Annotated in this window: 23 protein-coding genes; 6 read left to right on the forward strand and 17 right to left on the reverse strand. The window is 63.6% G+C overall.

Annotated elements, in window-relative coordinates; all coding sequences use genetic code 11:
• Positions 1-76: 76 nt before the first annotated feature.
• The 3 genes from ACGYK2_RS12600 to ACGYK2_RS12610 are packed head-to-tail and all read left to right on the forward strand — an operon-like array spanning position 77 to position 1,989.
• Positions 77-940, forward strand: coding sequence for a 3-hydroxyacyl-CoA dehydrogenase NAD-binding domain-containing protein (locus ACGYK2_RS12600; RefSeq protein WP_271690188.1), 864 nt, complete (start codon positions 77-79; stop codon positions 938-940).
• A 24-nt stretch (positions 941-964) separates the two neighbouring features.
• Entirely contained in the window at positions 965-1,792 is an 828-nt protein-coding gene (locus ACGYK2_RS12605; RefSeq protein WP_271690189.1) for a 3-keto-5-aminohexanoate cleavage protein, read from the forward strand.
• Positions 1,793-1,830: 38 nt separating this feature from the next.
• Entirely contained in the window at positions 1,831-1,989 is a 159-nt protein-coding gene (locus tag ACGYK2_RS12610; protein ID WP_073037890.1) for a peptidase M23, read from the forward strand.
• Positions 1,990-2,003: 14 nt separating this feature from the next.
• Here ACGYK2_RS12610 and ACGYK2_RS12615 read toward each other — a convergent pair whose 3' ends face one another.
• Both ACGYK2_RS12615 and ACGYK2_RS12620 read right to left on the reverse strand, forming a co-directional pair.
• Positions 2,004-2,582, reverse strand: a complete 579-nt coding sequence (locus ACGYK2_RS12615; RefSeq protein WP_271690190.1) for a DUF1190 domain-containing protein — start codon at positions 2,580-2,582, stop codon at positions 2,004-2,006.
• Between the two features lie 39 nt (positions 2,583-2,621).
• The gene (locus tag ACGYK2_RS12620; RefSeq protein ID WP_271690191.1) at positions 2,622-3,848 is read right to left on the reverse strand and encodes a glutathionylspermidine synthase family protein; all 1,227 of its coding nucleotides are present in this window, start codon (positions 3,846-3,848) and stop codon (positions 2,622-2,624) included.
• A gap of 245 nt (positions 3,849-4,093) precedes the next feature.
• Here ACGYK2_RS12620 and ACGYK2_RS12625 point away from each other — a divergent pair, with 245 nt between their 5' ends.
• From ACGYK2_RS12625 to ACGYK2_RS12635, 3 genes are read left to right on the forward strand one after another with little or no spacing between them, the layout of a single operon-like run.
• Positions 4,094-4,600: a 2Fe-2S iron-sulfur cluster-binding protein gene (locus ACGYK2_RS12625; protein WP_271690192.1), complete on the forward strand. Its 507-nt coding sequence runs from the start codon at positions 4,094-4,096 to the stop codon at positions 4,598-4,600.
• The gene (locus tag ACGYK2_RS12630) at positions 4,597-5,583 is read left to right on the forward strand and encodes a xanthine dehydrogenase family protein subunit M (RefSeq protein WP_271690193.1); all 987 of its coding nucleotides are present in this window, start codon (positions 4,597-4,599) and stop codon (positions 5,581-5,583) included. The genes ACGYK2_RS12625 and ACGYK2_RS12630 overlap by 4 nt, the downstream gene beginning before the upstream one ends.
• On the forward strand, positions 5,580-7,769 hold the full coding sequence (locus ACGYK2_RS12635) for a xanthine dehydrogenase family protein molybdopterin-binding subunit (protein ID WP_276154478.1): 2,190 nt from the start codon (positions 5,580-5,582) through the stop codon (positions 7,767-7,769). Before ACGYK2_RS12630 ends, ACGYK2_RS12635 begins: the two co-directional genes overlap by 4 nt.
• Positions 7,770-7,825: 56 nt before the next feature.
• Here the strand turns inward: ACGYK2_RS12635 and xylB are convergent, their stop codons facing one another.
• The 15 genes from xylB to ACGYK2_RS12710 all read right to left on the reverse strand — a co-directional run bounded on the left by xylB (position 7,826) and on the right by ACGYK2_RS12710 (position 26,018).
• A complete protein-coding gene (gene xylB, locus ACGYK2_RS12640; protein ID WP_271690195.1) occupies positions 7,826-9,271 on the reverse strand; it encodes a xylulokinase in 1,446 nt (481 codons plus the stop codon).
• A 62-nt stretch (positions 9,272-9,333) separates the two neighbouring features.
• Positions 9,334-10,281 (reverse strand): ABC transporter substrate-binding protein, encoded by a 948-nt coding sequence (locus ACGYK2_RS12645; RefSeq protein ID WP_209219132.1) that lies wholly within the window; start codon positions 10,279-10,281, stop codon positions 9,334-9,336.
• Positions 10,282-10,314: 33 nt separating this feature from the next.
• Positions 10,315-11,313, reverse strand: a complete 999-nt coding sequence (locus ACGYK2_RS12650) for an ABC transporter permease (RefSeq protein ID WP_067263827.1) — start codon at positions 11,311-11,313, stop codon at positions 10,315-10,317.
• Positions 11,314-11,324: 11 nt separating this feature from the next.
• Positions 11,325-12,842 carry a sugar ABC transporter ATP-binding protein gene (locus tag ACGYK2_RS12655; protein ID WP_271690196.1) on the reverse strand — a complete coding sequence of 506 codons (1,518 nt, stop codon included), beginning with the start codon at positions 12,840-12,842 and terminating at the stop codon, positions 11,325-11,327.
• Entirely contained in the window at positions 12,839-13,975 is a 1,137-nt protein-coding gene (locus ACGYK2_RS12660; RefSeq protein ID WP_271690197.1) for a Gfo/Idh/MocA family protein, read from the reverse strand. The genes ACGYK2_RS12655 and ACGYK2_RS12660 overlap by 4 nt, the downstream gene beginning before the upstream one ends.
• Positions 13,975-15,030: a sugar phosphate isomerase/epimerase gene (locus ACGYK2_RS12665; protein WP_271690198.1), complete on the reverse strand. Its 1,056-nt coding sequence runs from the start codon at positions 15,028-15,030 to the stop codon at positions 13,975-13,977. Before ACGYK2_RS12665 ends, ACGYK2_RS12660 begins: the two co-directional genes overlap by 1 nt.
• A 22-nt stretch (positions 15,031-15,052) precedes the next feature.
• A complete protein-coding gene (xylA, locus tag ACGYK2_RS12670) occupies positions 15,053-16,348 on the reverse strand; it encodes a xylose isomerase (protein WP_271690199.1) in 1,296 nt (431 codons plus the stop codon).
• Positions 16,341-17,402, reverse strand: a complete 1,062-nt coding sequence (locus tag ACGYK2_RS12675; RefSeq protein WP_271690200.1) for a LacI family DNA-binding transcriptional regulator — start codon at positions 17,400-17,402, stop codon at positions 16,341-16,343. Before ACGYK2_RS12675 ends, xylA begins: the two co-directional genes overlap by 8 nt.
• Before the next feature lie 193 nt (positions 17,403-17,595).
• Positions 17,596-18,600 carry an oligopeptide/dipeptide ABC transporter ATP-binding protein gene (locus ACGYK2_RS12680; RefSeq protein WP_271690201.1) on the reverse strand — a complete coding sequence of 335 codons (1,005 nt, stop codon included), beginning with the start codon at positions 18,598-18,600 and terminating at the stop codon, positions 17,596-17,598.
• Positions 18,597-19,565 carry an oligopeptide/dipeptide ABC transporter ATP-binding protein gene (locus ACGYK2_RS12685; protein WP_271690202.1) on the reverse strand — a complete coding sequence of 323 codons (969 nt, stop codon included), beginning with the start codon at positions 19,563-19,565 and terminating at the stop codon, positions 18,597-18,599. Before ACGYK2_RS12685 ends, ACGYK2_RS12680 begins: the two co-directional genes overlap by 4 nt.
• Positions 19,565-20,479 (reverse strand): ABC transporter permease subunit, encoded by a 915-nt coding sequence (locus tag ACGYK2_RS12690; protein WP_271690203.1) that lies wholly within the window; start codon positions 20,477-20,479, stop codon positions 19,565-19,567. The genes ACGYK2_RS12685 and ACGYK2_RS12690 overlap by 1 nt, the downstream gene beginning before the upstream one ends.
• Before the next feature lies 1 nt (position 20,480).
• Positions 20,481-21,398, reverse strand: a complete 918-nt coding sequence (gene oppB / locus ACGYK2_RS12695) for an oligopeptide ABC transporter permease OppB (protein ID WP_271690204.1) — start codon at positions 21,396-21,398, stop codon at positions 20,481-20,483.
• Between the two features lie 93 nt (positions 21,399-21,491).
• The gene (locus tag ACGYK2_RS12700; protein WP_271690205.1) at positions 21,492-23,108 is read right to left on the reverse strand and encodes a peptide ABC transporter substrate-binding protein; all 1,617 of its coding nucleotides are present in this window, start codon (positions 23,106-23,108) and stop codon (positions 21,492-21,494) included.
• A 188-nt stretch (positions 23,109-23,296) separates the two neighbouring features.
• A complete protein-coding gene (locus ACGYK2_RS12705; RefSeq protein WP_394374305.1) occupies positions 23,297-24,328 on the reverse strand; it encodes a proline racemase family protein in 1,032 nt (343 codons plus the stop codon).
• Positions 24,321-26,018, reverse strand: a complete 1,698-nt coding sequence (locus ACGYK2_RS12710) for an aconitase X (protein WP_271690207.1) — start codon at positions 26,016-26,018, stop codon at positions 24,321-24,323. The genes ACGYK2_RS12705 and ACGYK2_RS12710 overlap by 8 nt, the downstream gene beginning before the upstream one ends.
• Positions 26,019-26,022 lie beyond the last annotated feature (4 nt).

A 26,022-nucleotide genomic window follows, 5' to 3' on the forward strand; every position in this document is an offset into this window, starting at 1 on the left:
CTTTTTCCTATTTGCTATTTACTTATCACTACGCTCTGGTGATAAGTAAACAACTGATATCCGGGAGGGGGATCACATGGCCAAAGGCATCATCATCGTGGGGGCGGGCACGATGGGCCAATCCATCGGCAGGCTCTTTGCCCAGCACGGCTGGAGGGTTCAAGCGGTCGACCCGACCGAGGCCGCGCGGGAGGCATTTTTGGCCACGGTGCCGGGGGCGACCGCCTACGCTGCCTTGGAGGAGGCAGGGCATGCCGATCTCGCGCTGGAATGCGTGCCGGAAGACCTCGCGCTGAAACGCCGTGTGCTCGCTGCTTTGGAGGGGGCCGTGCCGGAGGGCGCGCCGATCTTGTCCAACACCTCTGGCCTGAGATTGGAAGAGATGACGGCGGATATGGCTCGGCCCGAACGCGCCGTGATCACGCATTTCTTCAACCCCGGCGATGTGATCCCCGCCGTCGAAGTCGTCGCAGCTGAAGACGCGCCCGAAGGGCTTTGTGCCGAGGTCATGACCCTGCTGCGCGGGTTGGAGCGGCGTCCCGTGCGGCTGGATCACGCGCCGCCCGGTTTCGTGGCCAATCGCATTCAGCATGCCATCATGCGCGAATGCCTGCATTTGGTGGACCAAGGGGTCGCCAGCCCGGCGGAGATCGACGAGATCGTGCAATGGTCGGTGGGCGTGCGCATGGCGCTTTCCGGCCCGTTCCGCCAGCGCGATCTGAACGGGCTGGGCACCCATCTGAGCATCGCCGAATACCTCTACCCGGACCTTTGCGACCGGCACGACCCTTCGCCCAGCCTCACCGCATTGGTCGAGCGGGGGCAGCTTGGCAAGCGCAGCGGCAAGGGGTTCTACGACTGGCCCGAGGGGGAGAGCTCAGGCCCGACGGAGGAAGCCCTCCGCCGTGTCATCGCCCTCGCCCGCGACAGCGCCGATTGATTTTCCAGAAAGCCGAGGACACCCATGACCGATACTCCTGCCATCATCTGCGTGGCCATCACCGGATCGCTGCCGACCAAGGCCGACAACCCGGCGGTGCCGATCGACATTAGCGAGCAGATCGAAAGCACCCATGCCGCCTTTGAGGCCGGGGCGACGATCTGCCATGCCCATGTGCGCACCGCCGATGGCACCCCCACGGCGGACCCCGACCGTTTTGCGCGGTTGCAAGAGGGGCTGCGGGAACATTGCCCCGGCATGATCGTGCAATTCTCGACCGGTGGGCGTTCGGGCGCGGGCAAGAACCGGGGCGGGATGCTGCCGCTGCGGCCCGACATGGCCTCGCTTTCGGTGGGGTCGAACAACTTTCCCAACCGCGTCTATGAGAACCCGCCCGAGCTTGTCGACTGGCTGGCGGAAGAGATGATGACCTATAGCGTGCTGCCCGAGATCGAAGTCTTTGACCTCAGCCACATCCTACAGGCCAAGGCGATGGCGAAGGCGGGCAAGATCCCGGCCCGGCCCTATATCCAATTCGTCATGGGCGTGAAAAACGCCATGCCAGCGGATCGGGAGGTTTTTGATTTCTATATCAAAACCGTCAAACGGCTCTTCGGCGATATCCCGTGGTGCGCCGCCGGGATCGGGCGGCATCAGGCCGAGTTGAACGCATGGTGCGCCGCCGCGGGGGGCCATCTGCGCACGGGGCTGGAGGACAACATCCGGCTGGACAAACAGACCCTCGCCCCCTCCAATGCCGCCCTCGTGACCCGCGCGGCCGAGATCTGCGCAGAGGCCGGTCGCCCCGTCGCCACCGCGCAGCAGGCGCGTGAGATTCTGGGGCTGGCCTGAGGCCGCCCGGTCCACCGTGATAGATCAAGGAGATTGAGATGAAGAAACTGACATTCGCCCTCGCCACCTTTGCCGCACCGTTGGCGGCGCATGAGGGCGCGCATGTGCATCCCCATGGCAACGATCCCTTCTGGGCGGTGGCGATGCTGTCGCTGGCGATCGTGATCCTTGCCGCAGCGGTGCTGCGCCGCAAGTAGGGCGTCAGCGCCGATCAGCCACCAAAGCCGCGCGATCCGCCCGCCCGGCCAAAGCCGCCGCGCGATGCGGCGGTGGCGCGGGTCATCGGGGTTTTGCCGATGGTGGTGCTGGGCCGGGTGAATTGCGAGGTGCTGAGCTTGGCCGCGCCGCGATTGGTCGAATAGGTGCTTGAGCGTGCCGCGTTGGTAAAGCGGCCATCCTTCGTCTTGTACAGTGGCTGCGCCGCCGCCATGCCCGCGCGGTTGCTCATCATATTGCCGATCAGATAGCCCGCCAGCAGGGGCATGAATATGCCGCCCGATCCGCCTTGGGTCGCTGCCTCTTCCGAGCCGCAGGCGCCTTCGCCATGCTGCTCTTCGCAGACCTCAAGGCTGTCGTAGCGCGGGGCGGATTCCACATGGAGGGTTTGCGCCGCGTCAAAGGCGGTTTCGCATTCCTGTTCGCTGTACATCCCGCCACGTTCGGCATCGGCAAGACAGCTTTGCAGGTCGGGAAAGGCGGCGGCGTCGACCTTTTCCTCCTCACAGCCAGCAAGGGTGAAGGCGGCGGCGCCGACAATGGCGATGGAAACCCGTTTCGAGCGTTTGGTCATAATGGTCGTCTTTCTGCCAAGGGGCGGCGGAGCGGTGGGCTATGCCACAATGTAGTGCGGTTTGAAGCGTGACAAATCCTGCGTGATGCGCGAGCGATCTTCGCGGATGCCGATGCCGGCGCAACTCTCGCCCACGATCCACGAGCCGATCACCGGGCGGAAACCGTCGAATGTGGGCAGCGGGGCATAGGCCTGCAGGATGCGCGGATGCTCGGCGTAATCAGAGTTTTGCGACTGTTCGATCACCTTACCGGACTGGTGGATCGTGACCGAGGCCCCCTCGCGCGAAAGGATCGGCTTGCGGACATGCGCCTCGGCCAGTTCCGCCGCGGCACGGTCAAAGGCGTCGGCGCAGGCGGGGGCGGCGGGGCCGCGCCCGGCGAGCGCATCGGCCACATCAGCCTCGAAAAACGCGGGCAGCAGATTGGGGTGGCCTTCGAACATCTGCCACAGCACCGGCAGAAGGCCCTTGTTGGACAAAAGCGCTTTCCACGCAGGCTCCAGAAACAGACAGCCCGAGCCTTGGATATGGGCGGCGTAGTCGTCGCGCAGCAGGTCTTCCCATGGGTAGAGTTTGAACAGGACGGCAATGCGGCGGTCTTGATCATCAAGGAAATGGCCATCGTCGCTTAGCCCGATCTTGTCGAGATCGCAGTAATGCGCGCCCAGCCCCGCTTCGCGTGCGGCCCAGCCCATGGCTTCGACGGTGCCGTAGTCTTCGGGGTTGTCGGCCACGGCGGTGAAATGCAGATCGCTGTCCTGCTCGAAGACATCGCCAAAGCGGGCGACCAGCGCCTCATGAATGCCGTTGAACTGATCCGTGCCCTCGGGCAATGCGCCCGCTTTCAAGTGGTCCTCAAGCCACTGCCACTGAAAGGCCGCGCTTTCGTAAAGCGAGGTCGGTGTATCTGCGTTATATTCCAACAGTTTCGCCGGGTTTGTGCCGTCATAGGCCAGATCGAAACGGCCATAGATCTCAGGATCGCCCCGGCGCCAGCTGTCGGCCACAAGGTCGCGGTGGGCATCTGGAATGGCGAGCCGGGTCATCAACTCTTCGCTGGCGATGATCTCGGCCACGGCCTCGCGGCACATGGCGTGAAGCTCGGTCGAAGGGTCTTCGATGTCATTCTCGATCTGGGTGAGGGTGAAGGCATAGGCCGAGGTTTCGTCCCAATAGGGTTCGCCATGCATATCGGCAAAGGTAAAGCCCACCTCTTGCGCATGGGCGCACCAGTCCGGTCTTTCGGGCAGTGTGATCTTTTGCAACGGTTCGCTCCCCCGGTTTCGCCCTCGCTTCTAATCGGCTTTGCGCCAAGCGGCCAGAGGGGGCGGCGGTTGGACGCGGCTGCGCAGTCAAAAGCCTCGTAATCATGGTTATGTTGCTAATGTGCGCTGCCCCAGCTCCACCAGCCACACCCGCTTGCCGCTCATCCACGCCGCCCTACGTCCCGAGGCAGCCGATAGCCGGAGGGGGCCGCTCCTCCGCCCCCATTTAGCCAAAGGAAATTGCCGTGGAAACGAATCTGACCATCAATGGCACGAAGCAGCGGCTGGATCTCGATCCCCGCACGACGCTGCTGGATGCGCTGCGCCACCATCTTGGACTGACCGGCAGCAAGAAGGGCTGCGATCACGGGCAATGCGGCGCCTGCACGGTCATGGTGAATGGCCGCCGGATCAACGCCTGCCTGACATTGGCCTGTATGCATGACGGTGATGAGGTGACCACCATCGAAGGCATCGGAGCGCCCGGCAACCTCAGCCCGCTGCAAGAAGCCTTTGTCAGCGAAGACGGGTTCCAATGCGGCTATTGCACGCCGGGGCAAATCTGCTCGGCCACCGCGATGCTGGAAGAGATCGCAGAGGGCTGGCCCAGCCATGTGACCGATGACCTGAGCGGCAAGCCCGCGCTGACGACGGAAGAAATCGCGGAACGGATGAGTGGCAATCTCTGCCGGTGTTCGGCCTATCCCAACATCGTCGAGGCGATCCGAAAAGCGGCGGGAGAAAGCGCATGAGACCATTCGACTATACCCGCGCCGAAAACACAGAGGCCGCCGCGCGGCAAGCAGCCAGCGGTGGTACCTTCATCGCCGGGGGCACCAACCTTCTCGATCTGATGAAGCTGGAGGTCATGACCCCCGAGGCGCTGATCGACATCAACCGGCTCGACCTTGGCGAGATCGAAGAGACCGAAGACGGCGGGCTGCGCATCGGGGCCTTGGTGACCAACAGCGATCTGGCCAATGACGCCCGCCTGCGCAAGGGCTGGCCGGTGCTGAGCCGTGCGTTGCTGGCCGGGGCCAGCGGGCAGTTGCGCAACAAGGCGACGACTGGCGGCAACCTGCTGCAACGCACGCGCTGCCTGTATTTCTACGACCGCGCCATGCCCTGCAACAAACGCGAGCCGGGCACGGGCTGTTCGGCGAAGGAGGGGTTTAACCGCATCCTCGCCGTCTTGGGCACCTCGGAGCATTGCATCGCCACCCATCCCAGCGACATGGCCGTGGCCATGCGGGCGCTCGGGGCCGAGGTGGAGACGCTGAAAGAAGACGGCAGCACACGTCGGCTGACGCTGGATGAACTTTACCTGCTGCCCGGAGAGCGGCCAGACCAAGAAACCGTTCTTGAGCCGGGCGAATTGATCACCGCCGTGGTGCTGCCTGCGCCGGTAACGGGCAACCAGACCTATCGCAAGGTGCGGGACCGGGCTTCTTATGCCTTTGCCCTCGTCTCGGTCGCCGGGATTGTCGAGATGGAGGGCGGGCGGATCACCCGTGCCGATCTGGCCTTTGGCGGGCTGGCGCCGAAACCTTGGCGCAATGGGGAGGTGGAGGATCTGCTGACCGGCAACGTGCCTTCGGAAGACCTTTTCAACAAAGCCGCCGATCTGCTGCTGGCCGAGGCCAAAGGCTATGGCGCGAATGATTTCAAAATCCCCCTCGCCCGCCGCACGCTGGTGTCGGTGCTGAACGAACTTACCGCGGAGGCCCAGCAATGACCGAGCAATTCAAGATGGACGCGCCTGCGACCGCCCGCAGGCTGGACGATATGGCGCAGGGGCTTGTCGGCGCGCCGCTGGACCGCCCCGAGGGGCCGCTGAAGGTGAGCGGCACGGCGACCTATGCCAATGAATGGCAGGTTGAGGGCATGGTGCATGGCGTCATGGTCCGCGCGCCGGGCAATAGCGGCCGGGTGGTCTTGGCCAACCGCGACGCGGTGGCGCAGATGCCGGGGGTATTGGCCGTGATCCAAGACCCGCGCCTGCTGCGCAACCCCGCGCAAGGCACAGCGAACCAAGCGCCAATTCAAGGGCCGGAACAGGCCGCCTATCTCGGCCAGTTGATCGCAGTGGTCGTCGCCGAGGAATTCGAACAGGCCCGCCATGCGGCGCAATCGCTGAAGGTGGAGCTGGAGAATGGCGAGGTCATGCCGGTCGATCCCGCAACGGCGGCGGTTGAACCGCAAGAGGCGAAAACGCTGGATCAGGGCGATCTGGAGGGCGCTATGGCTCAGGCTGCTTTCTCAGTCGATGTAACCTATACCACCCCGTCGCATTCCAGCACCCCAATGGAGCCGCATGCCTCCATCGCCTCATGGGACGGGGAAGACCTGACCCTGCGCGGCAGCTATCAGATGCTGAAATACAACCGCAATGAGCTGTCCGATGCCTTGGGCATCCACCCTGACCGGCTGCGCATCCTGTCGCCCTATGTCGGCGGCGGCTTCGGGTCAAAACTCGGCATCGCGCCCGAGGCGGTCGCGGCGGCGATTGCCGCGAAAGAGGTGGGCCGCCCGGTCTCTGTCGCGCTGCACCGCCAGCAGGTCTATGAGGCGACGATGCGCCGGTCCGAGACCACGCAGCAGGTGCGCCTTGCCGCCGATGCCGAAGGTCGGCTGACCGGTCTGGGCCATGATGCGCGGGTGTCCAACCTGCCCGGAGAGAGCTTTGCCGAGCCGGTTTTGCAAGCCTCGCATTTCCTCTATGCCGGGGCGAATCGCAAGATGTCGATGGATTTGGCGCGGGTGCACCGGCTTTGCGCAGGCTCCGTCCGCGCACCGGGCGAGGCGGTGGGCGTCACCGTTTTCGAAGGCGCGATGGATGAACTGGCCGATAAGATCGGCATGGACCCTGTCGAACTGCGCCGCCGCAACATCCCCGAGAAAGACCCCGAAAGCGGCAAGGAATTCTCCTCCCGCCGTTTCCGAGAGGCGCTCGACAGCGGGGCCGAGACATTCGGCTGGGCCGACCGCCCCGGCGTCAAGGAGCGGCGCGAGGGGGAATGGCTGATCGGCTATGGCATGGCCTCTGCCGCACGGGTGAACGTGTTGATGGAGAGCCAAGCCCGCGTGACGCTGATGCCCGATGGCCGCCTGCGGGTCGAAACGGATATGACCGATATCGGCACCGGCACCTATGCGATCTTGGGCCAAATTGCAGGCGATATGATGGGTCTGCCGCGCGATGCGGTCGACGTGGTCTTGGGCGATACCACCCTGCCCCCGGCATCTGGTTCCGGCGGGTCGTGGGGCGCGTCGTCGAGCGGCACCTCAGTCTATCTGGCCTGCGAGGCGATCCGCAAACAGCTCGCCGCGCGGCTGGAGGTGGAGGAAGGCGACCTCACGCTAAAAGACGGGATGGCAACCTTTGACAACCAGACCCGCAGCCTGAGCGATATCCTGAACGGGGATGAGATTGCCAAAGTGGGTCACGTCCAGCCCGGCGATACTTCTGAGGCAGTGCGGCAGGCCACCTTCGGGGCCTATTTCGCCGAGGTCGCGGTGCATGCCGCTTCGGGCGAGACGCGGGTGCGGCGGATGCATGGCACCTTTGCTGCCGGGCGGATCCTGAACGCCAAGACGGCGCGGTCGCAATGTCTGGGGGGCATGACCTTTGGCATCGGCATCGCACTGACCGAGGAGCTGGCCTTTGACCCGCGCGACGGCCATGTGGTCAACCACAACCTCGCGGAATACCACATCCCGGTGAACGCGGATGTGCCGCAGCTGACCGTCGATCTGCTGGAAGAGCGGGACGATTGGGCCAACCCGCTACAGGCCAAAGGGATCGGCGAATTGGGCATCTGCGGCGCGGCGGCAGCGATCACCAATGCGATCTACAACGCCACCGGCGTGCGGGTGCGCGACTATCCCGCCACTTTGGACAAGGTGATTGCCGGGATGTGATGAGGGGGGGGCGGCGTGATGGCCGCCCCACTTTTTGCCTGCTTTACGCTTGATACCTACCGCGTCAGCCGCTGCTCCCAAGCCGCCCGGAAGTCGGCATAGCGGTCCGCATAGGCTGACGTGAGCGCGGGGTTGGGCGCGATGCTTTTGCGTATCTTCGGGGGGCGGATCACCTCGGCCTCCGCCGCCCCGCCACAGCCCAGCGTCGCCAGCCGCGCCGCACCGAGCGCCGCGCCCTGCGCACCGCTTTCTGGCACATCGAGGGTCAGCCCGGTGATGTTGGCGATTATTTGCAACCATGTCTCTGACTGGCTGCCGCCGCCCGCCACGCAGACCCGTTCGGGCAAGGAACCACAGTGGTCGAGGGCGCGACAGCAGTCGGTAAAGGCAAAGCCCACCCCCTCCATCACCGCTTGAACCATGTCGGGCAACCCATGCGCGCGGCGTAGCCCGTGGAAGGCTCCGGCGGCATCGGGGGCGTTATGCGGCGTCCGCTCGCCCGAGAGGTAAGGTAGGAAGGTGATCGCAGAGGGCTGGCTAACCGCATTGACCATCCCCGCCAAAGCCGCCGGGCTTTGCCCCGTGATCTGGCCCAGCCATGCCAAAGCGTCGGTTGCCGATAGGATGACCCCCATCTGGTGCCAGGTTTTCGGCACCGCGTGGCAGAAACTATGCACGGCGCTTTCGGTGTTGCTGGCGAAACGGTCGGTCACGGTGAATAGCACGCCAGAGGTGCCGAGCGACAGAAACCCCTGCCCCGGCTGCACCAGCCCCAGCCCCGCGGCGGTGGCGGCATTGTCCCCCGCGCCGCCCGCGACGGTGACGTTGCCGACACCCCACTGAGCGGCAAGCTCGGCCCGAAGCCCGCCCGCCCGTGCGCTGCCTTCGACCAATCGCGGCATGTGATCGCGGCTAAGCTCCGTGGCGGCGAGCAGTTCATCCGACCAATCGCGCTTTTCCACATCAAGCCAGAGCGTCCCCGCCGCGTCGGACATTTCCGAGACATGCTCCCCCGTCAGCCAAAGACCGACATAGTCCTTGGGCAGCAGGACCTTGCAGACCTGCGCGAAAATCTCGGGCTCATGCTTTTGCACCCATCGCAGCTTGGGCGCGGTGAAGCCTGCCATGACGATATTGCCGCCCAGCCCGCGAAAATCGGCGCGCTCTTCCAGTTCCGCGCATTCGGCATGGGCGCGGCCATCGTTCCACAGGATCGCCGGGCGCAGGGGCTGATCGTTGGCATCCAGCAGCGTGGCGCCGTGCATCTGGCCCGAGACGGCAATGCCGCGCAGCGCCGCGAATGCCTCCGGGGCCGCGGCGCGGACCTCGGCGATGGCACTCTCGCAGGCGGTGATCCATGAATGGGGGTCTTGCTCGCTCCACATCGGGTGCGGGCGCTGAACCTCCAATGGGGCATGACCCTCGGCCAAGGGCCGTTGGCCTTCGTCAATCAAAAGCGCTTTGACGCCCGAGGTGCCAAGGTCCAAGCCGAGATAGGTCATGCGGTACTCGTTACTTCAGAAATGAGAGGGAGCCACCGGCAGGCTGCCGGTGGCCTTGGCCATTAGAACGGGCTGTCGGGATAGTAGAAATCCATCGCGTTCTCTTGCGTCACCAACACCGAGCCGATCACGAAAGTGCCCGAGACCGGCGCGTTGGAGGTGAGGCCCACGGCGGTCAGCTCAATCGCGGTGGCGATCATCGACGGCGGGTAGGTCACATTGGCCGGGATCATCTCATCGCCATCGGCGGTGCGCTTGATCATCTCTTTCATACCAGCCCCGCCGAGCACGAATTTCACGTCGTCACGCCCTGCCGCTTCGATCGCGGCCAGCACGCCAATCGCCATATCGTCGTCCGAGGCCCAGACCGCGTCGATATTGGGGTATTTCGACAGGAAATCCTGCATCACGGTGAAGCTGTCGTCGCGGTTCCAGTTGCCATGCTCCATGTCGAGCACATTGATGCCGGAGCCTTCGATCGCCGCGTTGAACCCCTCGACACGCTCGTTGTCGATGGTGGTGGGGATGCCGCGCAGCACGACGATGTCGCCGCCATCTGGCATTTGCTGGGCCATGAATTCACCCGACACTTTGCCAAAGCCGCTGTTGTCGCCCGCAACGTAAAGGTCTTGGATGCCTTCCACGGAGAGGCCACGGTCCACCACGGTAACCCATGCACCGCTGTCGGCCACGGCTTGCACCGGCGGGGTCAGCGGGTCGGATTCAAAGGGCAGCACCACCAGCGCGTCGATGTTGCGCGTGGCGACCATGTCTTCGATGTCGTTCACCTGTTTGCCGGGGTCCGACGCGGTGGCGAGGACGAAGTCGAGATCGGAATAGACCTCTTCCAGACGTTCGACGGTTTCCTTGGCGTGGAAGTTCATGCCCCCCGCCCAGCCGTGGGTCGCCGCCGGGATCGACACGCCGATGACTTTGGTGTCTTGGGCAAAGGCGGCGGTGCCAACAGCCGTGGCCAGCGCGGTGGCAATAAATGTTTTGGTAAATGTCATATTTGCTCCTCCCATGAAGCGTTCAACTACGGCTTAAAGGGCCGTCTTCCTTTCGCGCTGTAGGATCACAGCGAGAATGATGATAATCCCTTGGATCGCGCCGTTGAGATAGGGCGACACGAAATCGGTGAGGTTGAGGATATTGCCGATCAGGCTGAGGATCAGCACGCCGATGACGGTGCCCCAGACCCGACCGAAACCGCCCTTGAGCACGGTGCCGCCAATGATCACGGCGGCAATCGCCTCCAACTCCCACAGCACCCCGGTGGAGGCCGAGGCAGAGCCGAGGCGCGGCACATACATGATCGTCGCGATGCCCACCAAGATGCCCAAGGCGGCATAGGAGATCAGACGGGTGCGATTGACGTTCACATTAGAATAATGCGCCACATGTTCGTTCGAGCCGGTGGCGGCGCAGTGGCGGCCATAGACGCTGCGCGACATGATGATCTCACCAATAATGACCACCAGTGCGAAGACGATGATCGGCCAGCTGATCCCGAGGATGCCGTCGAAATAGACGGGCCGGTAAAAACTGCGCAGGCCGAAATCGAGCGACAGGGTGCCGCCATCCGCCAGCCACGTCACCAGCGAGCGGTAAATGCCCATGGAGCCGAGCGTGACGATGAAGGCCTCAATACCGAGGGCGGTGATCAAAAAGCCGTTCAACAGCCCCGCGAGCAGCCCTGCGACGATGGCCGTGAACATGCCCAATAGGATGATCGGCACGCCGACACCGAGGCTCGGCAAGGCGGCGTTCATCACCAAGATCATCAGCCCCGCGATAAAGGCCGCCATCGACCCCACCGACAGGTCGAGCCCGCCCGCGGTGATGACAAAGGTCATGCCCACCGCAATGATCCCGATAAAGGCCGAGCGGGCGAGGACGTTGGTGATATTCGCCGCACTCAGGAAGTTGGAATTCAGCGCCGTGCCGATCAGCAGCAGAACGATCAGCGCGATGATCGGCCCGAGGACAGACATCGACGGCATCCGGAAGCTTTTGGTTTGAGGTGTGGTTACATCTGTCATCTTCGGTTTCCTTAGGCCGTCATCGGCATTTGTTCGGCGCTCAGCCCCATGGAGAGGCGGACAATCGCGTCTTCCGTGATCTCGCCTGCGTTCAGTGTGCCGCTGACCTCGCCCAAACGCATGACCATCACGCGGTCGGCAAGACCGATGAGTTCGGGCATCTCGGAGGTGATCACGATAATGGCGTGGCCCTGATCGGCCAATTTGCGCAGGAAGGCATAGATTTGCTGCTTGGTGCCGATGTCGATGCCGCGGGTGGGTTCATCGACGATCAGGATGCGCGGCTCGGAGAGCATGATCTTGGCCAGCAACAGCTTTTGCTGGTTGCCGCCTGACATATTGCCGACGCGCACATCACGGCTGCCCGCGCGAATGTCGAACTCGCCAATGGCCTCGGTCAGTGCGGTTTCCTCTGCGTTGCGGTCGATCAGGAAGCCGCCGAACTTATGGAGGTTCTGCAGGGTCAGGTTCTCACGCATGCCGCGTTCCAGCAGCAGACCGCGCAGCTTGCGGTCTTCGGTCAGATAGCACAGCCCGGCCTGTTGCGCGTCGCTTGGCCGCTTGAACTGTACCGGCTCCCCAAAAAGGGTGACACGCTCGGCGCTTGCCGGGCGCAGCGCGGCCAGGCCTTCCATCACCTCGGTCCGGCCAGAGCCGATGAGCCCGCCCAGCCCGAGGATCTCCCCCTGTCGCAGCGAGAAGGACACATTGCTGGCAAAGCCCGGCACGCTGAGGTTTTCGACCGAGAGCACCTCTGGCGCGTCCTCCTCCACGCCGGGTTTGGCGGGGTAGAGGTCGGAGACATCGCGGCCCACCATGGCGGTGGCCATTTCGTCTTCGGTGATCTCAGAGGTCGGGCTGGATTGCACCACCGCGCCATCGCGCATGATCGTGACATGGTCCGAGATCTCGGCCACTTCGTCCAATTTATGGGAGGTGAACAAGACCGCCGTTCCCGCCGCGCGCAGGGCCGCGACCTGTTTGAACAGCACATCGGTCTCGCGTTTGGTCAACACCGCCGTCGGCTCGTCCATGATCAGCACCCGCGCATCGCGCGACAGGGCCTTGGCGATCTCGACCATCTGTTTGTCGGAATTCGACAGGCGCGAGACCAGCGCATCCGGAGAGACGTTGCAGGCCACCCGATCAAGATAGTCCCGCGTGCGCCGCCGCATCTCGGCCTTGTCGAGCAGCGGCCCGCGTTTCAACTCGCGGCCCAGAAAGATGTTCTGCTCAACAGTCAACTGCTCCGCCAAGTTGAACTCTTGGTGGATCATCACGATCCCGGCCATCTCGCCCTCGTGCAGACTGTCGAAACGGACCGCTGCACCATCGAGTTCGACAGCGCCTTTGGAGGGCAGTTGATAGCCCGCCATGATCTTCATCGTCGTCGATTTGCCCGCCCCGTTCTCACCGATCAGCGCATGAACGGTCCCCGGCTCTAGCGCGAGGGTCACGCCGTGCAGCACTTCGATCGAGCCGAAGCTCTTGCTCACGTCGCGCAGGGCAAGAACGGGGGTGGCACTCATAGCTTGGTCCACGCCGCATCATTGGCCGAGGAGGTGACGCAGGCGTTGATGAAACGCATCCCCGCCATGCCCGCCGTGATGTCCGGCAGCACGCCCATGGCGCTTTCGCGGCTCGCCCCGCCCTGCACCGCGCGGATCGCATCGGCGGCCTCGTTATAGATCGTGGCGAACCCTTCGAGGTACCCTTCGGGGTGGCCGCCGGGAATGCGGCTTACCGATTGCGACGCCTCAGACGCCCCTGCCCCGTTGCGGGTGATTAGGCGCTTCGGCTCTCCCAAAGGCGTGAACCACAGGTAGTTAGGATCCTCTTGCGACCATTCCAAACCACCCTTGTCGCCATAGATACGCAGTTTCAGCGCGTTCTCATTGCCCGGGGCCACTTGGCTTGACCACAGCATGCCGCGCGCGCCACCGGCGAAGCGCAGCATCATATGGGCGTTGTCATCCAGCTGGCGCCCCGCGCCCCAGCTTTGCAGATCGGCGGCAAGGCTTTCGACCTCCAGACCGCTGACAAAACAGGCAAGGTTATGGGCATGGGTGCCGATATCCCCCACCGAGCCGCCCGCGCCCGAGCGTGCGGGATCGGTGCGCCATTCGGCCTGTTTGACGCCTTCGTTCTCCATCGGCGCGGTCAGCCAGTCCTGCGGGTATTCCGCCTGAACGATGCGGATCTCGCCCAGATCGCCCGCCGCCACCATGGCCCGCGCTTGGCGGATCATCGGATAGCCGGTGTAATTATGGGTAAGGATGAACAGCGCCTCGGCCTCCGCGACGCTGGCCGCCAACGCCTCCGCATCCTCGAGCGTGGAGGTCAGGGGCTTGTCGCAGATCACATGGATGCCCTTGGCCAGAAAGGCCTTGGCGGCAGCGGCATGGACGTGGTTGGGCGTGACGATCGAAACCGCCTCAATCCCGTCATCGCGGGCGGCTTCGGCCTCGGCCATCTCTTCGAAACTGCCGTAGGAGCGGGGGATCCCCAAAGCCTCTGCACTGGCGGCGGATTTCTCGGGCGTCGAAGACAGCGCGCCTGCCACCAGATCGAACCGGTCGTCGATACGCGAAGCGATGCGGTGCACCCCGCCAATAAAGGCGTCATTGCCGCCGCCCACCATGCCAAGTCGAATACGTGGCATCAGTCGATCCCCAGCATTTTGCGGTTTGCGGCCTCATCGGTGCCGCCATCGGCGAAGTCATCAAAGGCTTTGTCGGTCACGCGAATGATGTGATCTGAGACGAATTGCGCCCCCTCACGCGCCCCGTCTTCGGGATGTTTCAGGCAACATTCCCATTCCACCACGGCCCAGCCATCGAAATCATTCGCCGCCATTTTGGAAAAGACAGCGCCGAAATCAACCTGCCCGTCGCCCAGCGACCGGAACCGCCCGGCGCGGTCCGTCCAGCTTTGATAGCCCGAATAGACCCCCTGACGGCCCGTCGGATTGAACTCGGCATCCTTGACGTGGAACATCTTGATCCGGTCTTTGTAGATGTCGATGTTATCAATGTAATCAAGACATTGCAGGACGTAGTGGCTGGGGTCATAGAGCATGTTGGCGCGCGCGTGATTGCCGGTGCGTTCCAAGAACATTTCATAGGTGATGCCGTCATGCAGGTCTTCGCCGGGGTGGATCTCATAGCAGACATCGACACCGCAATCCTCGGCGTGGTTCAAGATCGGCAGCCAACGCGCGGCGAGTTCGTCAAAGGCCGTCTCAATCAGCCCGGCAGGCCGCTGCGGCCAAGGGTAGACATAGGGCCAAGCCAAAGCGCCCGAGAAGGTCGCATGCGCCCCGATCCCCATGTTCTTGGACGCCGAAAGCGCCAGTTTCACCTGCTCGACCGCCCATTCCTGCCGCGCCTTGGGATTGCCGCGCACTTCTTCGACGGCGAAGCCGTCAAAGGCAGTGTCATAGGCCGGATGCACGGCGACCAACTGGCCCTGAAGGTGGGTCGAAAGCTCGGTCACCGCCACGCCGTTTTCGACCGCCTTGCCCTTGAACTCATCGCAGTAATCCTTGCTCGACGCGGCCTTGGCCAAGTCGATCAGCCGCGCGTCCCAACTGGGCACCTGCACGCCTTTGTAGCCACAATCGGCAGCCCATTTGGTGATGCTGTCCCAAGAGTTGAAGGGCGCGTCATCGCCCGCGAATTGCGCCAGAAACAGCGCCGGTCCCTTGATCGTCTTCATAATGTTCCTCCCTTTCCCCGGCTCAAACGAACCGGTTCACGATGTTCTCCAGAATTTCCTGCCGGCCCGAGCGGGGCTGCGGGTTAATGCCGTCTTGGACGACCTGCGCAGCGATTGAGGCCAGATCCCCCTCCAGCATCGCCTTGGCCTTGGGCGTCTCCCACCCCGCGTAGCGATCGGCGCGCATGGCCTCAATCGTGCCATCCTCCAACATGGCGGCGGCGGCTTTGAAGCCCCGCGCGCAGACATCCATCGCGCCCGCATGGGCCGCAACGAGATCGACCGGATCGAGCGATTGCCGCCGCAGCTTGGCGTCGAAATTGGTGCCGCCGGTGGTGAAACCGCCCGCCTTCAGCACCTCGTAATAGGCCAGCGCCACTTCGGGCACGTTGTTGGGGAATTGATCCGTGTCCCAGCCCGATTGATAGTCGTTGCGGTTCATGTCGATCGAGCCGAAAATCCCCAAGGACGCGGCGAGCGCCAGCTCATGTTCGAACGAATGGCCTGCAAGGATAGCATGGCCCTGTTCGATGTTCATCTGAACTTCGTTCTCCAGCCCAAACTCCTTGAGGAAACCATAGACCGTGGCGACATCGAAATCATACTGGTGTTTGGTCGGTTCCTGCGGCTTGGGCTCAACCAGAATGGCGCCCTTGAAGCCGATCTTGTGTTTGTATTCCACCGCCATCTGCAAGAAGCGCCCGGCCTGCTGGCGTTCGCGTTTCAGGTCGGTGTTGAGCAGCGTCTCATAGCCCTCGCGCCCGCCCCAGAGGACGTAGTTCTGACCGTCCAGCTTATGGGTCGCATCCATGCAGGCTTTGACCGTGGCGGCGGACCAAGCGAAAATCTCAGGGTCGGGGTTGGTGGCCGCGCCCGACATGAAGCGCCGGTGGCCAAAGAGGTTCGCCGTGCCCCAAAGCAGCTTGGTTTTGGAGCCTTCCATCTTGGTGCCGAGATAATCAATGATCTCTTCGAAATTGCGCAGGCTTTCGGCGAATGTGTCCCCCTCGGGGCGGATGTCAGCATCGTGCCAGCAGAAGAAGGGCGCGTTCAGCAGATCGAACATCTCAAAAGCCACATCGGCCTTGAGCTTTGCCAAATCCATCGTGTCACCGAACCACGGGCGATCAAAGGTCTGCCCGCCAAAGGGATCGCCGCCCGGCCATGCGAAGGAATGCCAATAGGCCACGGCGAAACGCAGGTGATCTTCCATCCGTTTGCCCATGACGATCTCGTCAGGGTTGTAGTGGCGAAAGGCCAGATCGGCCCCCTCGGGATCATAGGTGAGGGGCTTTATATCTTTAAAGAAATCAGTCATCTATCTTGGCCTTCATCTTATCGGTCAATGTGTCGGCGGGCAGATTGTCCCGCACATAAATCGTCGGCACGAGGTCCGGCATCGGCGGCAATTCTTTTTGGTCGATCAGCGCGCGCAAGACGGTGAAGGCGCGGTTGATCTCGACATCCGGGCGCTGGTCGATCACCAGATCGATGTGCCGATCAAGCAGCGCCTGACGTGAATGGGCCACCAGTTCATGCACCACGCAGAAGGGCCGCTCTCCCTTCCCCTCTTGCAGGGCGGCGACCAACCCACTGTTGCCCGCGCCCACGTTGTAAAGTGCTGTCAGCTCCGTCTGGTCGAGCGCCTGACGCGTCTGCGCGTTCAGCACCTGCGCGTCGTCCTTCGTCATGATCGGATCCAGCAATTCAACCTGTGGGAAATCGGCCTGCAACACTTCGCGAAAGCCGGTCAGACGCTCCGCGTGGTCGCGCGCGTCCAGCGAGCCTGCAAAGGTCTGCACCCGTCCGCCCTGCCCGCCATGGGCAAGCCCCACCATGCGCCCCGCCGTGCGCCCGGCGGCGATGTTGTCGATCCCGATATAGGCGGCGCGGGCGGCCTGCGGCAGGTCGGAGACGAGGCCCACCACGGCCACCCCCTTGTCCCGCAGGGCGGCCAAAGGTGCCTCAAGCGCCGCGCTTTGCAAACCGACGATGGCGACACCGTCGAAATCCCGCTCCAGCAGGTCCGAAATGCTGTCTTGCAGCCCTTCGACGGCAAAGGCCGCGACCTCGATCACCTCGGCGGAGACGCGTTCGGTGGCCTGATGGGCGGCAGTATGGTCGATGTGTTGACGGATGCGGTTGAAAAAGGCGTTGGAGCCGCGGGGGATCAGGAAAGCGAGCCGGTAGACCCGCCCGCGTGACAGGTTCGCCGCCGCGACGTTGCGCACATAGCCAAGCGCCGCGACCGCTTCGCGCACCTTGGCGATGGACTTTTCTGCCACGTTGCCACGGTTGTTGATCACCCGGTCCGCGGTGGCATAGCTCACCCCGGCAGCGCGTGCGACATCGCTTAACGTCGGACTTGTCATGGCCCCTCCCCCGCGCGCTGGCCCTCCCAGCCTGCGCATCTCGGGGCCTATCTAGGGGGATATTTTGATATACGTCAATCATTTTTGATAGACGTATATCATTTTTCGCGGATAGGGCGGGGCGGCGGCGAACGCACGCCACCCCTAAGAGGCTGATTGTTTTGAAATTTTCACACCAAGGCTGCCCACAGACTTACTGCGCCGCGGTCTCGCTGGCTTGCAGCGGGCCGGGGTGAATGCAGGCGACCTGATGCAGCGACTCGCCCGGTTGCGGCACCACCTGCGCGCAATCGGCCTGCGCCCGCAGGCACCGGCCACGAAAGACACAGCCCGAGGGCGGGTTCATCGGCGAGGGCATGTCGCCGCTCATCGGCACGATCTGCTTGGCGCGTTCGGCAATCGGATCGGGGATCGGCACAGCGGAAAGCAGCGCCTGCGTGTAGGGATGCTGCGGGTCGTCGTAGAGCTGCGCCTTCGGCGCCTTCTCCATCACGCGGCCCAGATAGAGCACCATGACCTCGTCCGAGATGTTCTTCACCACGCTGAGGTCATGGGCGATGAAAATCATCGCCAGCCCCAGATCGCGCTGCAGCTCTTTCAGAAGTTCAATCACCTGCGCCTGAATCGACACGTCGAGCGCCGAGACCGGCTCGTCGCAGATCAGGAGCTTCGGCTCGACGATCAGCGCGCGGGCGATGCCGATGCGCTGGCACTGGCCGCCGGAGAACTCATGCGGGTAGCGGTTGATCATCTGCGGCAGCAGGCCCACGCGCTCCATCATCTGCGCCACCCGGGCGCGACGCTCGCGGGTAGGCACGTCGGGGCGGTGGGTCTTCAGCGGCTCGGCGATGATCTGCCCCAGCGTCATACGCGGATTGAGCGAGGCAAGCGGGTCCTGAAACACCATCTGGATTTCGGACCGGTAGGGCTTCATCCGACGCGGGCTGAGCGACAGAAGATCCGTCTCGCCCTGCCACATCACTTGCCCTTCGGCGGGCACCATCTGGATCAGCCCGCGCGCGAGGGTGGATTTGCCGCAGCCGGATTCACCGACGACGCCAAGGGTCTTGCCCGGCTCCAAATCGAAGCTGACGCCGTTGACCGCATGCAGAATGCGCGGCTTCGTCCAAGGCATGTCGCCCGCGCGGGTGATCGGGAATTTAACGTGCAGGTCGCGGACGGAAAGCAGCGGGCTCATGAGGTGACCTCCGCGATGGGACGGTGGCAGGCACGGGCGCGCGCGCCGTCGAAAGGGGCGAGCGGCGGCATCACGCGGCAATCGTCACCGGCGTAATCACAGCGCGGGCGGAAGGGGCAGCCTTCGGGCGGGGCGGCCATGTTGGGCGGGTTGCCGGGGATTGCCTTCATGGTGGCGTCTTCGTCGTCGACGCGCGGCACGGCGGCGAGAAGGCCGCGGGTGTAGGGATGCGTGGGCTTGGCAAAGAGCGGCTCGGTCGGGCCTTGCTCCATCACCCGGCCGCCGTACATGACCAGCACCCGCTCGCAGAAGCCCGCCACGACGCCGAGGTCATGGGTGATGAGGATCGTGGCCATGCCGAAATCCTTCTGCAGATCGCCCAGAAGATCCATGATCTGCGCCTGCACGGTCACGTCAAGCGCGGTGGTCGGCTCGTCCGCGATCAACAGGTCCGGTTTGCACAGCAGCGACATGGCGATCATCACCCGCTGGCGCATCCCGCCGGAGAATTCATGCGGGAAGAGGCGGATACGCTCCTTGGCGGCGGGGATCTTCACCGCGTCCAGCATCCGCACCGATTCCGCCAGCGCGTCGCGTTTGGACAGTCCATGGTGCAGGGTCAGCACCTCGGCCATCTGCTCCGAAATCCGCATGTAGGGATTAAGCGAGGTCATCGGGTCTTGGAAGATCATCGCGATCCGCTCGGCCCGGATCTTGTTCAGCACCTTGGGCTTGGCGCCGAGGATCTCCTGCCCGTCGAAGCGGATCGACCCGCCGGTGCGCCCGTTCGGCGCCAGAAGGCCCATGATCGAAAAAGCGGTCTGCGACTTGCCCGAGCCGCTCTCGCCAACGATGCCGAGGGTCTCGCCCCGGTTGATGGCGAGCGACAGGTCATTGACCGCGTGAACGGGGCCGTCGTCGCCCTCGAAGGTGACGTTGAGCTTGTCGATTTCCAGCAGAGACATCAGCGATCCTTGGGGTCGAGCGCGTCACGAAGCCCGTCGCCGATGAAGAACAGGCCGAACAGCGTGAGACAGAAGAACAGCAGCGGGAATCCCAACTGCCAGGTGGTGCCATAGGCGATGGTGCCCGCGCCTTCGGAGATCAGCGCCCCGAGGGAGGTCAGCGGCTCCTGCACGCCGAGGCCGAGGAAGGAGATGAAGCTTTCCGTAAGGATCATCAGCGGCACCAGCAGCGTGGCATAGACGGCGATCACGCCCAAGAGGTTGGGCACGATATGGCGCAGGATGATGACCGGGGCCGAGACGCCGGTGGCGCGGGCCGCCTCGACGAACTCACGGCCCTTGATGGTCAGGGTCTGGCCGCGCACGATGCGGGCCATCTCCATCCAAGAGATCAGGCCGACACCGGCGAAGAGGATGGTGATCGAACGGCCATACATGACCAGAAGCAAGATCAGCACGAACATGTAAGGCACGGCCATGAAGATATCGACAAGCCGCATCATGATGCTGTCGGTACGCCCGCCGAAATAGCCCGCCACGGCGCCATAAAGCGTTCCCACGACACAGGCGATCAGGGCGCCGACGAGGCCCACGGCGAGGCTGATCTGCGTGCCCTGCACGGTGCGCGCAAAGAGGTCGCGGCCCAGATCATCGGTGCCGAAGTAATGGCCGCTCTCAATCGACGGGCCGCCCAATTCGACGATCTGGCCCATGACGTTATAGTCGAGTTCCTCGTTCGACCATTGCGCGAGGCTATTGCCGAAAAGCGCGAAGGCCACGACGAAGCCGAGGATCACCAGCCCCATCAGCGCCGCCTTGTTGCGGAAGAAGCGCCGCCGCGCATCGGCCCAGGGCGATCGGCCCTTGGCGGCGATCTCGCTGGTCTCGACCCGTTGTTCGGATGTCATCACCATGTCAGTACCGGATCTTGGGGTCGATCCACCCGTAAAGGATGTCGACCACGAGGTTGAAGAAGATGGTCAGCGCGCCGACGAGAATCGTCACCCCCATCATCACCGCGTAGTCGCGGTTCAGCGCCGAATCGACGAAGGCCTTGCCGATGCCGCCGGTGGAGAAATAGATGTCGACCACCACGGAGCCGGTGATCATCGCGACGAATGCCGGCCCGAGGTAGGAGATCACGGGCAACATCGCGGGTTTCAGCGCGTGACGGAGGATGACACGGCGCTCGGGCAGCCCCTTGGCGCGGGCGGTACGGATGTGGTTGGAGGTCAGCACTTCCAGCATCGAAGAGCGGGTGATCCGCGCAATCGAGGCCATGAAGGACGTGGACAGGGCGATCACCGGCATGATCCAATATTCCGGCCCCTGCCAGCCGCCGCCCGGCAGCCAACCGAGCCATAGCGTGAAGACCAGCACGAGGATCGGCGCCATGACGAAGTTCGGCAGCACCTGCGCGCCGATGGAGACGCCGACGGCGGCATAGTCCAGTACCGTATTGTGCCGCACGGCGGCGGCGACGCCGAGGCCCACGCCGACGATGACCGCCACGGCGAAGGACAAAAGGCCGTAGGTCAGCGTGATCGGGAAACCTTGGGCGATGATCTCGTTCACCGAACGGTCCTTGTAGACGAAGCTCGGCCCGAAATCGAACTCGGTGACGATGCCCCAGACGTAAGTTGTGATCTGCTTCCACAGCGGATCGTCCAGCCCGTATTTCGCATTTAGGTTGGCCAGCACCTGCGGCGGCAACTCGCGCTCGGAGGTGAAGGGGCCGCCGGGCGCGGAATGCATCAGCAGGAAGGAGATGACGATCAAGACCAGAAGCGTCGGAATAGCGATGGCAAGGCGCTTGAGGATGTAACTGAGCAAGAGGCGCGCGCTCCGAATACGGGGTTTGTGGGGGTGTAGAATAGAATCGGGCAGCCCGTGCCATAACCGCCGGGCTGCCCGAATGTCGAGAGGTTACTCTGCGGTACGGTAGAGGTCTTTGCCGTACCAAGTGTTGTTCACGTTGTTCTCGGGCAGACCTTCGATGTCTTCCGCGATCATGTCGACGTTCGCGTAATGGTAGATCGGGATGATCGGCATTTCCTCGGCCAAGATCTTCTCCGCCTCTTGATAAAGCGGCTGCGGATCTTCGGCGGTCTTGCTGTCCTTCATGAGCTTGTCATAGGCGTCGTTATAGAACTCGCCGTTGTTGTGGCCCGAATAGGAAGTCATGAGGTCGAGATAGGTCGACGCCTCGTTGTAGTCACCGCACCAAGCATAACGCGCCATATCGTAGTCTTGGTTCTGCATCCGGTCGGTGTGGACCTTCCACTCATAGTTGTCGAGCGTGAGGTTCACGCCGATCTGCTTGAGCATCTGCGACGCCGCGATGGCGATCTTCTTGTGATCTTCCGAGGTGTTGTACTGCAATGTCAGATCCAGCGGGTTGTCTGGGCCGTAGCCCGCCTCGGCCAGCAGTTCCTTGGCCTTCTCCACGCGCTGCGCCTGATCCATGTTGTCGGCCCAGTCCAGTTCGGGACGCTCGAAATCGGCAATCGCCCAGTGGGTCCAGTTGTACGAGGGCTTCTGGCCGCCTTGCAGGATGCGCTCGACGATGATGTCGCGGTCGATGGCATAGGCCAGCGCCTTGCGCACATTGACGTTTTTCAGCGCCTCCGGCCCCTTCTCGCCCACGTTCAGCATGTAGATGTAGGAGCAGTTATAGGGGGTGGAGACCGCCTGCTCGGGATACTCTTTTTTCAGACGGGGATACTGACCGGCGGGGATGTCCACGCGGTCCAGCTCACCGGCCAGATAGCGGGTCAGGGCTTGGTTCACGTCGTTGATCGTCAGCGCGATGATCTCTTCCATCACCACATTCTCGGCATCCCAATAGGTGTCGTTCTTCTCCATCACGACGCGCTCGCCCAACTGGTGTTCGACCAGCGTATAGGCGCCATTGCCGACAAGCGTGCCTGCATCGGTCCAGTCGTCGCCATGTTCCTCGACCACGCTTTGCAGCACGGGGAAGGTCGAGCCATGCACCAGCATCTGCGGGAAATAGGGCAGCGGCGTGGTGATCTTGACCTCAAGCGTGTGGTCGTCGATGGCGCGGATGCCCAGCTCCTCGGCGGATTTGTCCCCGGCGATGATCTCAGGCGCGTTCTCGACCTGCATCAACTCCATGTACCAGGCGTATTCCGAGGCGGTCGCCGGGTCGGCCAGACGGCGCCATGAATAGACGAAGTCATTCGCGGTGACCGGCTCGCCGTTGGACCACTTGGCGTCGTCGCGCAGGTTGAACGTATAGGTCTTGCCGTCTTCCGAAACTTCGTGATCGAGCGCCACACCGGGGACCAGCTCACCGTTGCCATCTTCGTTGTAGAGTCCTTCGAAGAGGTTGCGCAGCACGTCCGAGCCTTCAACGTCGGTGTTGATCTGCGGGTCCATCGACTTGATCGCGTCGAGCAGCCAGAAGGTATAGGTTTGATCTTCGGCAAGATTCACGCCCTCAGGCACATCGGCGGCATGGGCCTGAAAGGCAAGGCTTAGCGCCAATGCGGAGGATGCGAGTGTGGTGCGTAGCTTCATGGTGACTCTCCGTTGTTTGAAAGTTCGTGTTCTGATTGAAAAGTAATCAATCGAAAACGAAGAGCACATGCAAGACGTTGCCTCGCGTCAGCCAAACACGGCGGCTTCGCGCCGAGGCGGCGCGAGGTTGTAAAGATTGGTGCCCGGTCTGCCCCGGGCGGCGGGTTTCGACCCTGCGTAGAGCGCGCCTAGCCGCGCGCGCCCCATGTGTCGGACAGGCGGTAGCCGCCCGGCCAAGGGTCATCGGGGTCGAGCATATGTTGGTGGATGCCCGTGACCCAGCCCCGGCCCGACAGTTCTGGCTGGATGGCCGTATGTTCGCCCACCCGCGTCTCGCCCAAGATACGCCCCGTGAAGGTCGACCCGATCAGCGACACGGTGGTCAGACTGTCCTCCAGTCCCATTTCCCCCCGCGCGTGCAGCAGGGCCATTCGCGCGCAAAGGGCGGTGCCAGTGGGCGAACGGTCCACCTTTCCCGGCTGGATCGCGACCGCCGCCCCGGCGCGCAGGCCGGTCTCATCGCGGGTCACCGGACCGGCGAACAGGCAGAATGAGAAATGCTGCCAATCGGGGTTCTCAGGGTGGTCGAACCGCATCGCCGCATTCGCCGCGTCGGTGATCCGCACGCCGAGCCGCGCGATGTCATGGGCCTCATGCGCCTCTAGCGAAAACCCCATGGCGGCGGCATCGACGACCACAAAACTGTCGCCGCCATAGGCGGTATCGACAGTGAGCGTGCCCAGCCCTTCGACCTCAAGCGGCACATCCAGAAGCGCCGCGAAACTTGGCAAGTTCTGTACGAAAATACGCTCCGCCTTGCCATTGCGACATTCCGCGCGGACCTTGACCAACCCGCCCGGCGCTTCGAGGGTTAGCTCGGTCACAGGCTCCGTCATCGGCAGGATGCCCCCGTCGAGCAGCACGGTCGAGACGCAGATCGAATTGGAACCGGACATCGGCGGCGTGTCCTCCGGCTCCATGATGATGAAGGCCGCATCGGCGCGGGGGTTTTTCGGCGGGACCAGCAGGTTCACATGGCGAAACACCCCGCCGCGCGGCTCGTTCAACACGAAGTTGCGCAGGGTTTCATCCCGCGCGATCCAGCGGCTCTGCTCCCACAGCGTCTCCCCCGGCGGCGGGGCGACACCGCCCACGATCACATCGCCCACCTCACCCTCGGCATGGGCCGAGATCACATGAACCGTCTTGCTGCTACGCATCCTTTGTCTCCTCCTCGGTCAGCCATCTCGGCAATGCCTCCCCCGCCTGCCCCGTCACGGCGGCCTCCACACAATCGGCGATACTGCCAAAGCGCACGGCCCGGCCCGACAGACCGGGGGCGTAATGGGCGTATTTGCCCGAGTTGGTCATCAGCACCTTGGCCGATGGCGGGAAGACCGGCTCGGAGATCGAACACCAGCAGATATCAGGCACGACTTGCACGCCCGCCGCTTCGAGCCGCGCCACGGTGCCGTCATCGCGCGCCGCTTGTAACGTGTCTTGGCCAAGCGTCACGATGACCGCCGTGTCGGCATGGCGCTTGCGCCCGGCGAGGGCGGTGTCGAGCGCGCGGCATTCGGCGTGCGAGAAATGCGGGCTGCCAAAGGCCACGAGGTCAACCGTCGCGGCCCCGGCGTTGAACTGCCGCCAAACGCGGCGCAGGTCGTCGGCTGTGAGGCGAACCGTATCGGCCTCCGCGACAGGGGGCAGATCGGCCTCGGGTGTGATCCCAGCCACATGCAGCATTGGGGCTGCGGAGGTGGTGCCAAAGGCCGCGCAGAGCGCTTTGAGGTCATCCTCATTCGGGGCAGCCCCCTCCAACCCGCGCAAAAGCGGGATCCGGTCCGGGGCGGCCTGCCCCGCAAGCCAGCCCAGCATCGGCCAGATCGCCTCGTCATACTGCGCGGGCAGCGCCACTTCGATCACCCGGCGCGGGGCGCGGTGTTCTTCCAGATAGACCCCTGAGAGCGGCGCGCGCGCCGTGAGCGCGATGCACAGGTCGAGGAAATCGGGATGTTTCACCGTCCGCGCGCCAAGCACGCTATTGGCATAGATCACCGCGTTGGACTCCGACCACGCGATGAACTCGCCGCGTTCGGGCGGGGCGGGGAGTTGGTAGGGCGCGCAGGTGAAACTGGGCCGGGCACCCATGGTGACATAGGCGTCGGCCAAACGGCTGGCGGGCAGGCCGAAGTCCGGCGGCACGCCTTGATCGCGCCAATTGCCGTGATCGACCGAAATCGCATTCATCGTCGTCGGCACACGCACCTTCGAGCCCATATCGGCCATGGTCTGGGCAAAGAGCAGGTTGGCGGGGCTGGCGTAGATGCAGCCGTCGATATGCACGCGCGTCACATCGACCAGCCGCTCGGCCCCCTGCCCCCGCGCCATGGTGCAGGTGATCTCCATCGCCAGTTGCACGGCCTTGCCCTCGGCCCCGTCGAGCATCGCTTGATCCTCGGCAGTGAGATGCAGGGCGCGGGCGGGCCTGTCCGACAGGGGCAGATCCCAGTCATCGGTGCTGAGCATCTCAGGCGTGATCCGCGCGCTGCGGGATTTGGCGAGCAGGTCGTAATCCTCGGTCCCGAGGCGCAGCACCGCGAGCGGCTTGTCGAACATCTTGCCCGCGATCAGCGCGCCCAAGGTCAGGATGTCTTCGGCCTCGCGAAACACGAGGGCAGCAGGGGCATGACCGTTCAACGCCAGTTCCAGCAGCACGCCGCTGCCGGTGCAGGAGCCGCGGCTGGTGGGCATGAGCAGGATCTTCCCCGCCAGCGACTGACCGCAAAGCGGATGATGCGCGTCGATGACCTTGCCCGTGGCCGGATCGACGCCGCCCCAGAAACTCAGCCCCTCAGAGGAAGCCAGCACCGCGCCTTGGGCTGCGGCGGGAACGATGATATGCGCCATGGGG

Source organism: Sulfitobacter sp. 1A10359, from assembly GCF_043558145.1.
GTDB classification, from domain to species: domain Bacteria; phylum Pseudomonadota; class Alphaproteobacteria; order Rhodobacterales; family Rhodobacteraceae; genus Sulfitobacter; species Sulfitobacter faviae.

Bases quoted from the DNA above. Each gene is read 5' to 3' on its own strand.
- xylB (WP_271690195.1), bottom strand. From the start codon at position 9,271: ATGACCTATCTCGGCTTGGACCTTGGCACCTCGGGCGTCAAAGCGCTT.
- ACGYK2_RS12710 (WP_271690207.1), bottom strand. From the start codon at position 26,018: ATGGCGCATATCATCGTTCCCGCCGCAGCCCAAGGCGCGGTGCTGGCT.
- ACGYK2_RS12665 (WP_271690198.1), bottom strand. From the start codon at position 15,030: ATGAAGACGATCAAGGGACCGGCGCTGTTTCTGGCGCAATTCGCGGGC.
- ACGYK2_RS12630 (WP_271690193.1), top strand. From the start codon at position 4,597: ATGAGACCATTCGACTATACCCGCGCCGAAAACACAGAGGCCGCCGCG.
- xylA (WP_271690199.1), bottom strand. From the start codon at position 16,348: ATGACTGATTTCTTTAAAGATATAAAGCCCCTCACCTATGATCCCGAG.
- ACGYK2_RS12690 (WP_271690203.1), bottom strand. From the start codon at position 20,479: ATGGTGATGACATCCGAACAACGGGTCGAGACCAGCGAGATCGCCGCC.
- ACGYK2_RS12605 (WP_271690189.1), top strand. From the start codon at position 965: ATGACCGATACTCCTGCCATCATCTGCGTGGCCATCACCGGATCGCTG.
- ACGYK2_RS12655 (WP_271690196.1), bottom strand. From the start codon at position 12,842: ATGAGTGCCACCCCCGTTCTTGCCCTGCGCGACGTGAGCAAGAGCTTC.
- ACGYK2_RS12650 (WP_067263827.1), bottom strand. From the start codon at position 11,313: ATGACAGATGTAACCACACCTCAAACCAAAAGCTTCCGGATGCCGTCG.
- ACGYK2_RS12700 (WP_271690205.1), bottom strand. From the start codon at position 23,108: ATGAAGCTACGCACCACACTCGCATCCTCCGCATTGGCGCTAAGCCTT.
- ACGYK2_RS12705 (WP_394374305.1), bottom strand. From the start codon at position 24,328: ATGCGTAGCAGCAAGACGGTTCATGTGATCTCGGCCCATGCCGAGGGT.
- ACGYK2_RS12680 (WP_271690201.1), bottom strand. From the start codon at position 18,600: ATGAGCCCGCTGCTTTCCGTCCGCGACCTGCACGTTAAATTCCCGATC.
- ACGYK2_RS12635 (WP_276154478.1), top strand. From the start codon at position 5,580: ATGACCGAGCAATTCAAGATGGACGCGCCTGCGACCGCCCGCAGGCTG.
- ACGYK2_RS12610 (WP_073037890.1), top strand. From the start codon at position 1,831: ATGAAGAAACTGACATTCGCCCTCGCCACCTTTGCCGCACCGTTGGCG.
- ACGYK2_RS12675 (WP_271690200.1), bottom strand. From the start codon at position 17,402: ATGACAAGTCCGACGTTAAGCGATGTCGCACGCGCTGCCGGGGTGAGC.
- ACGYK2_RS12615 (WP_271690190.1), bottom strand. From the start codon at position 2,582: ATGACCAAACGCTCGAAACGGGTTTCCATCGCCATTGTCGGCGCCGCC.
- ACGYK2_RS12685 (WP_271690202.1), bottom strand. From the start codon at position 19,565: ATGTCTCTGCTGGAAATCGACAAGCTCAACGTCACCTTCGAGGGCGAC.
- ACGYK2_RS12660 (WP_271690197.1), bottom strand. From the start codon at position 13,975: ATGCCACGTATTCGACTTGGCATGGTGGGCGGCGGCAATGACGCCTTT.
- ACGYK2_RS12600 (WP_271690188.1), top strand. From the start codon at position 77: ATGGCCAAAGGCATCATCATCGTGGGGGCGGGCACGATGGGCCAATCC.
- ACGYK2_RS12645 (WP_209219132.1), bottom strand. From the start codon at position 10,281: ATGACATTTACCAAAACATTTATTGCCACCGCGCTGGCCACGGCTGTT.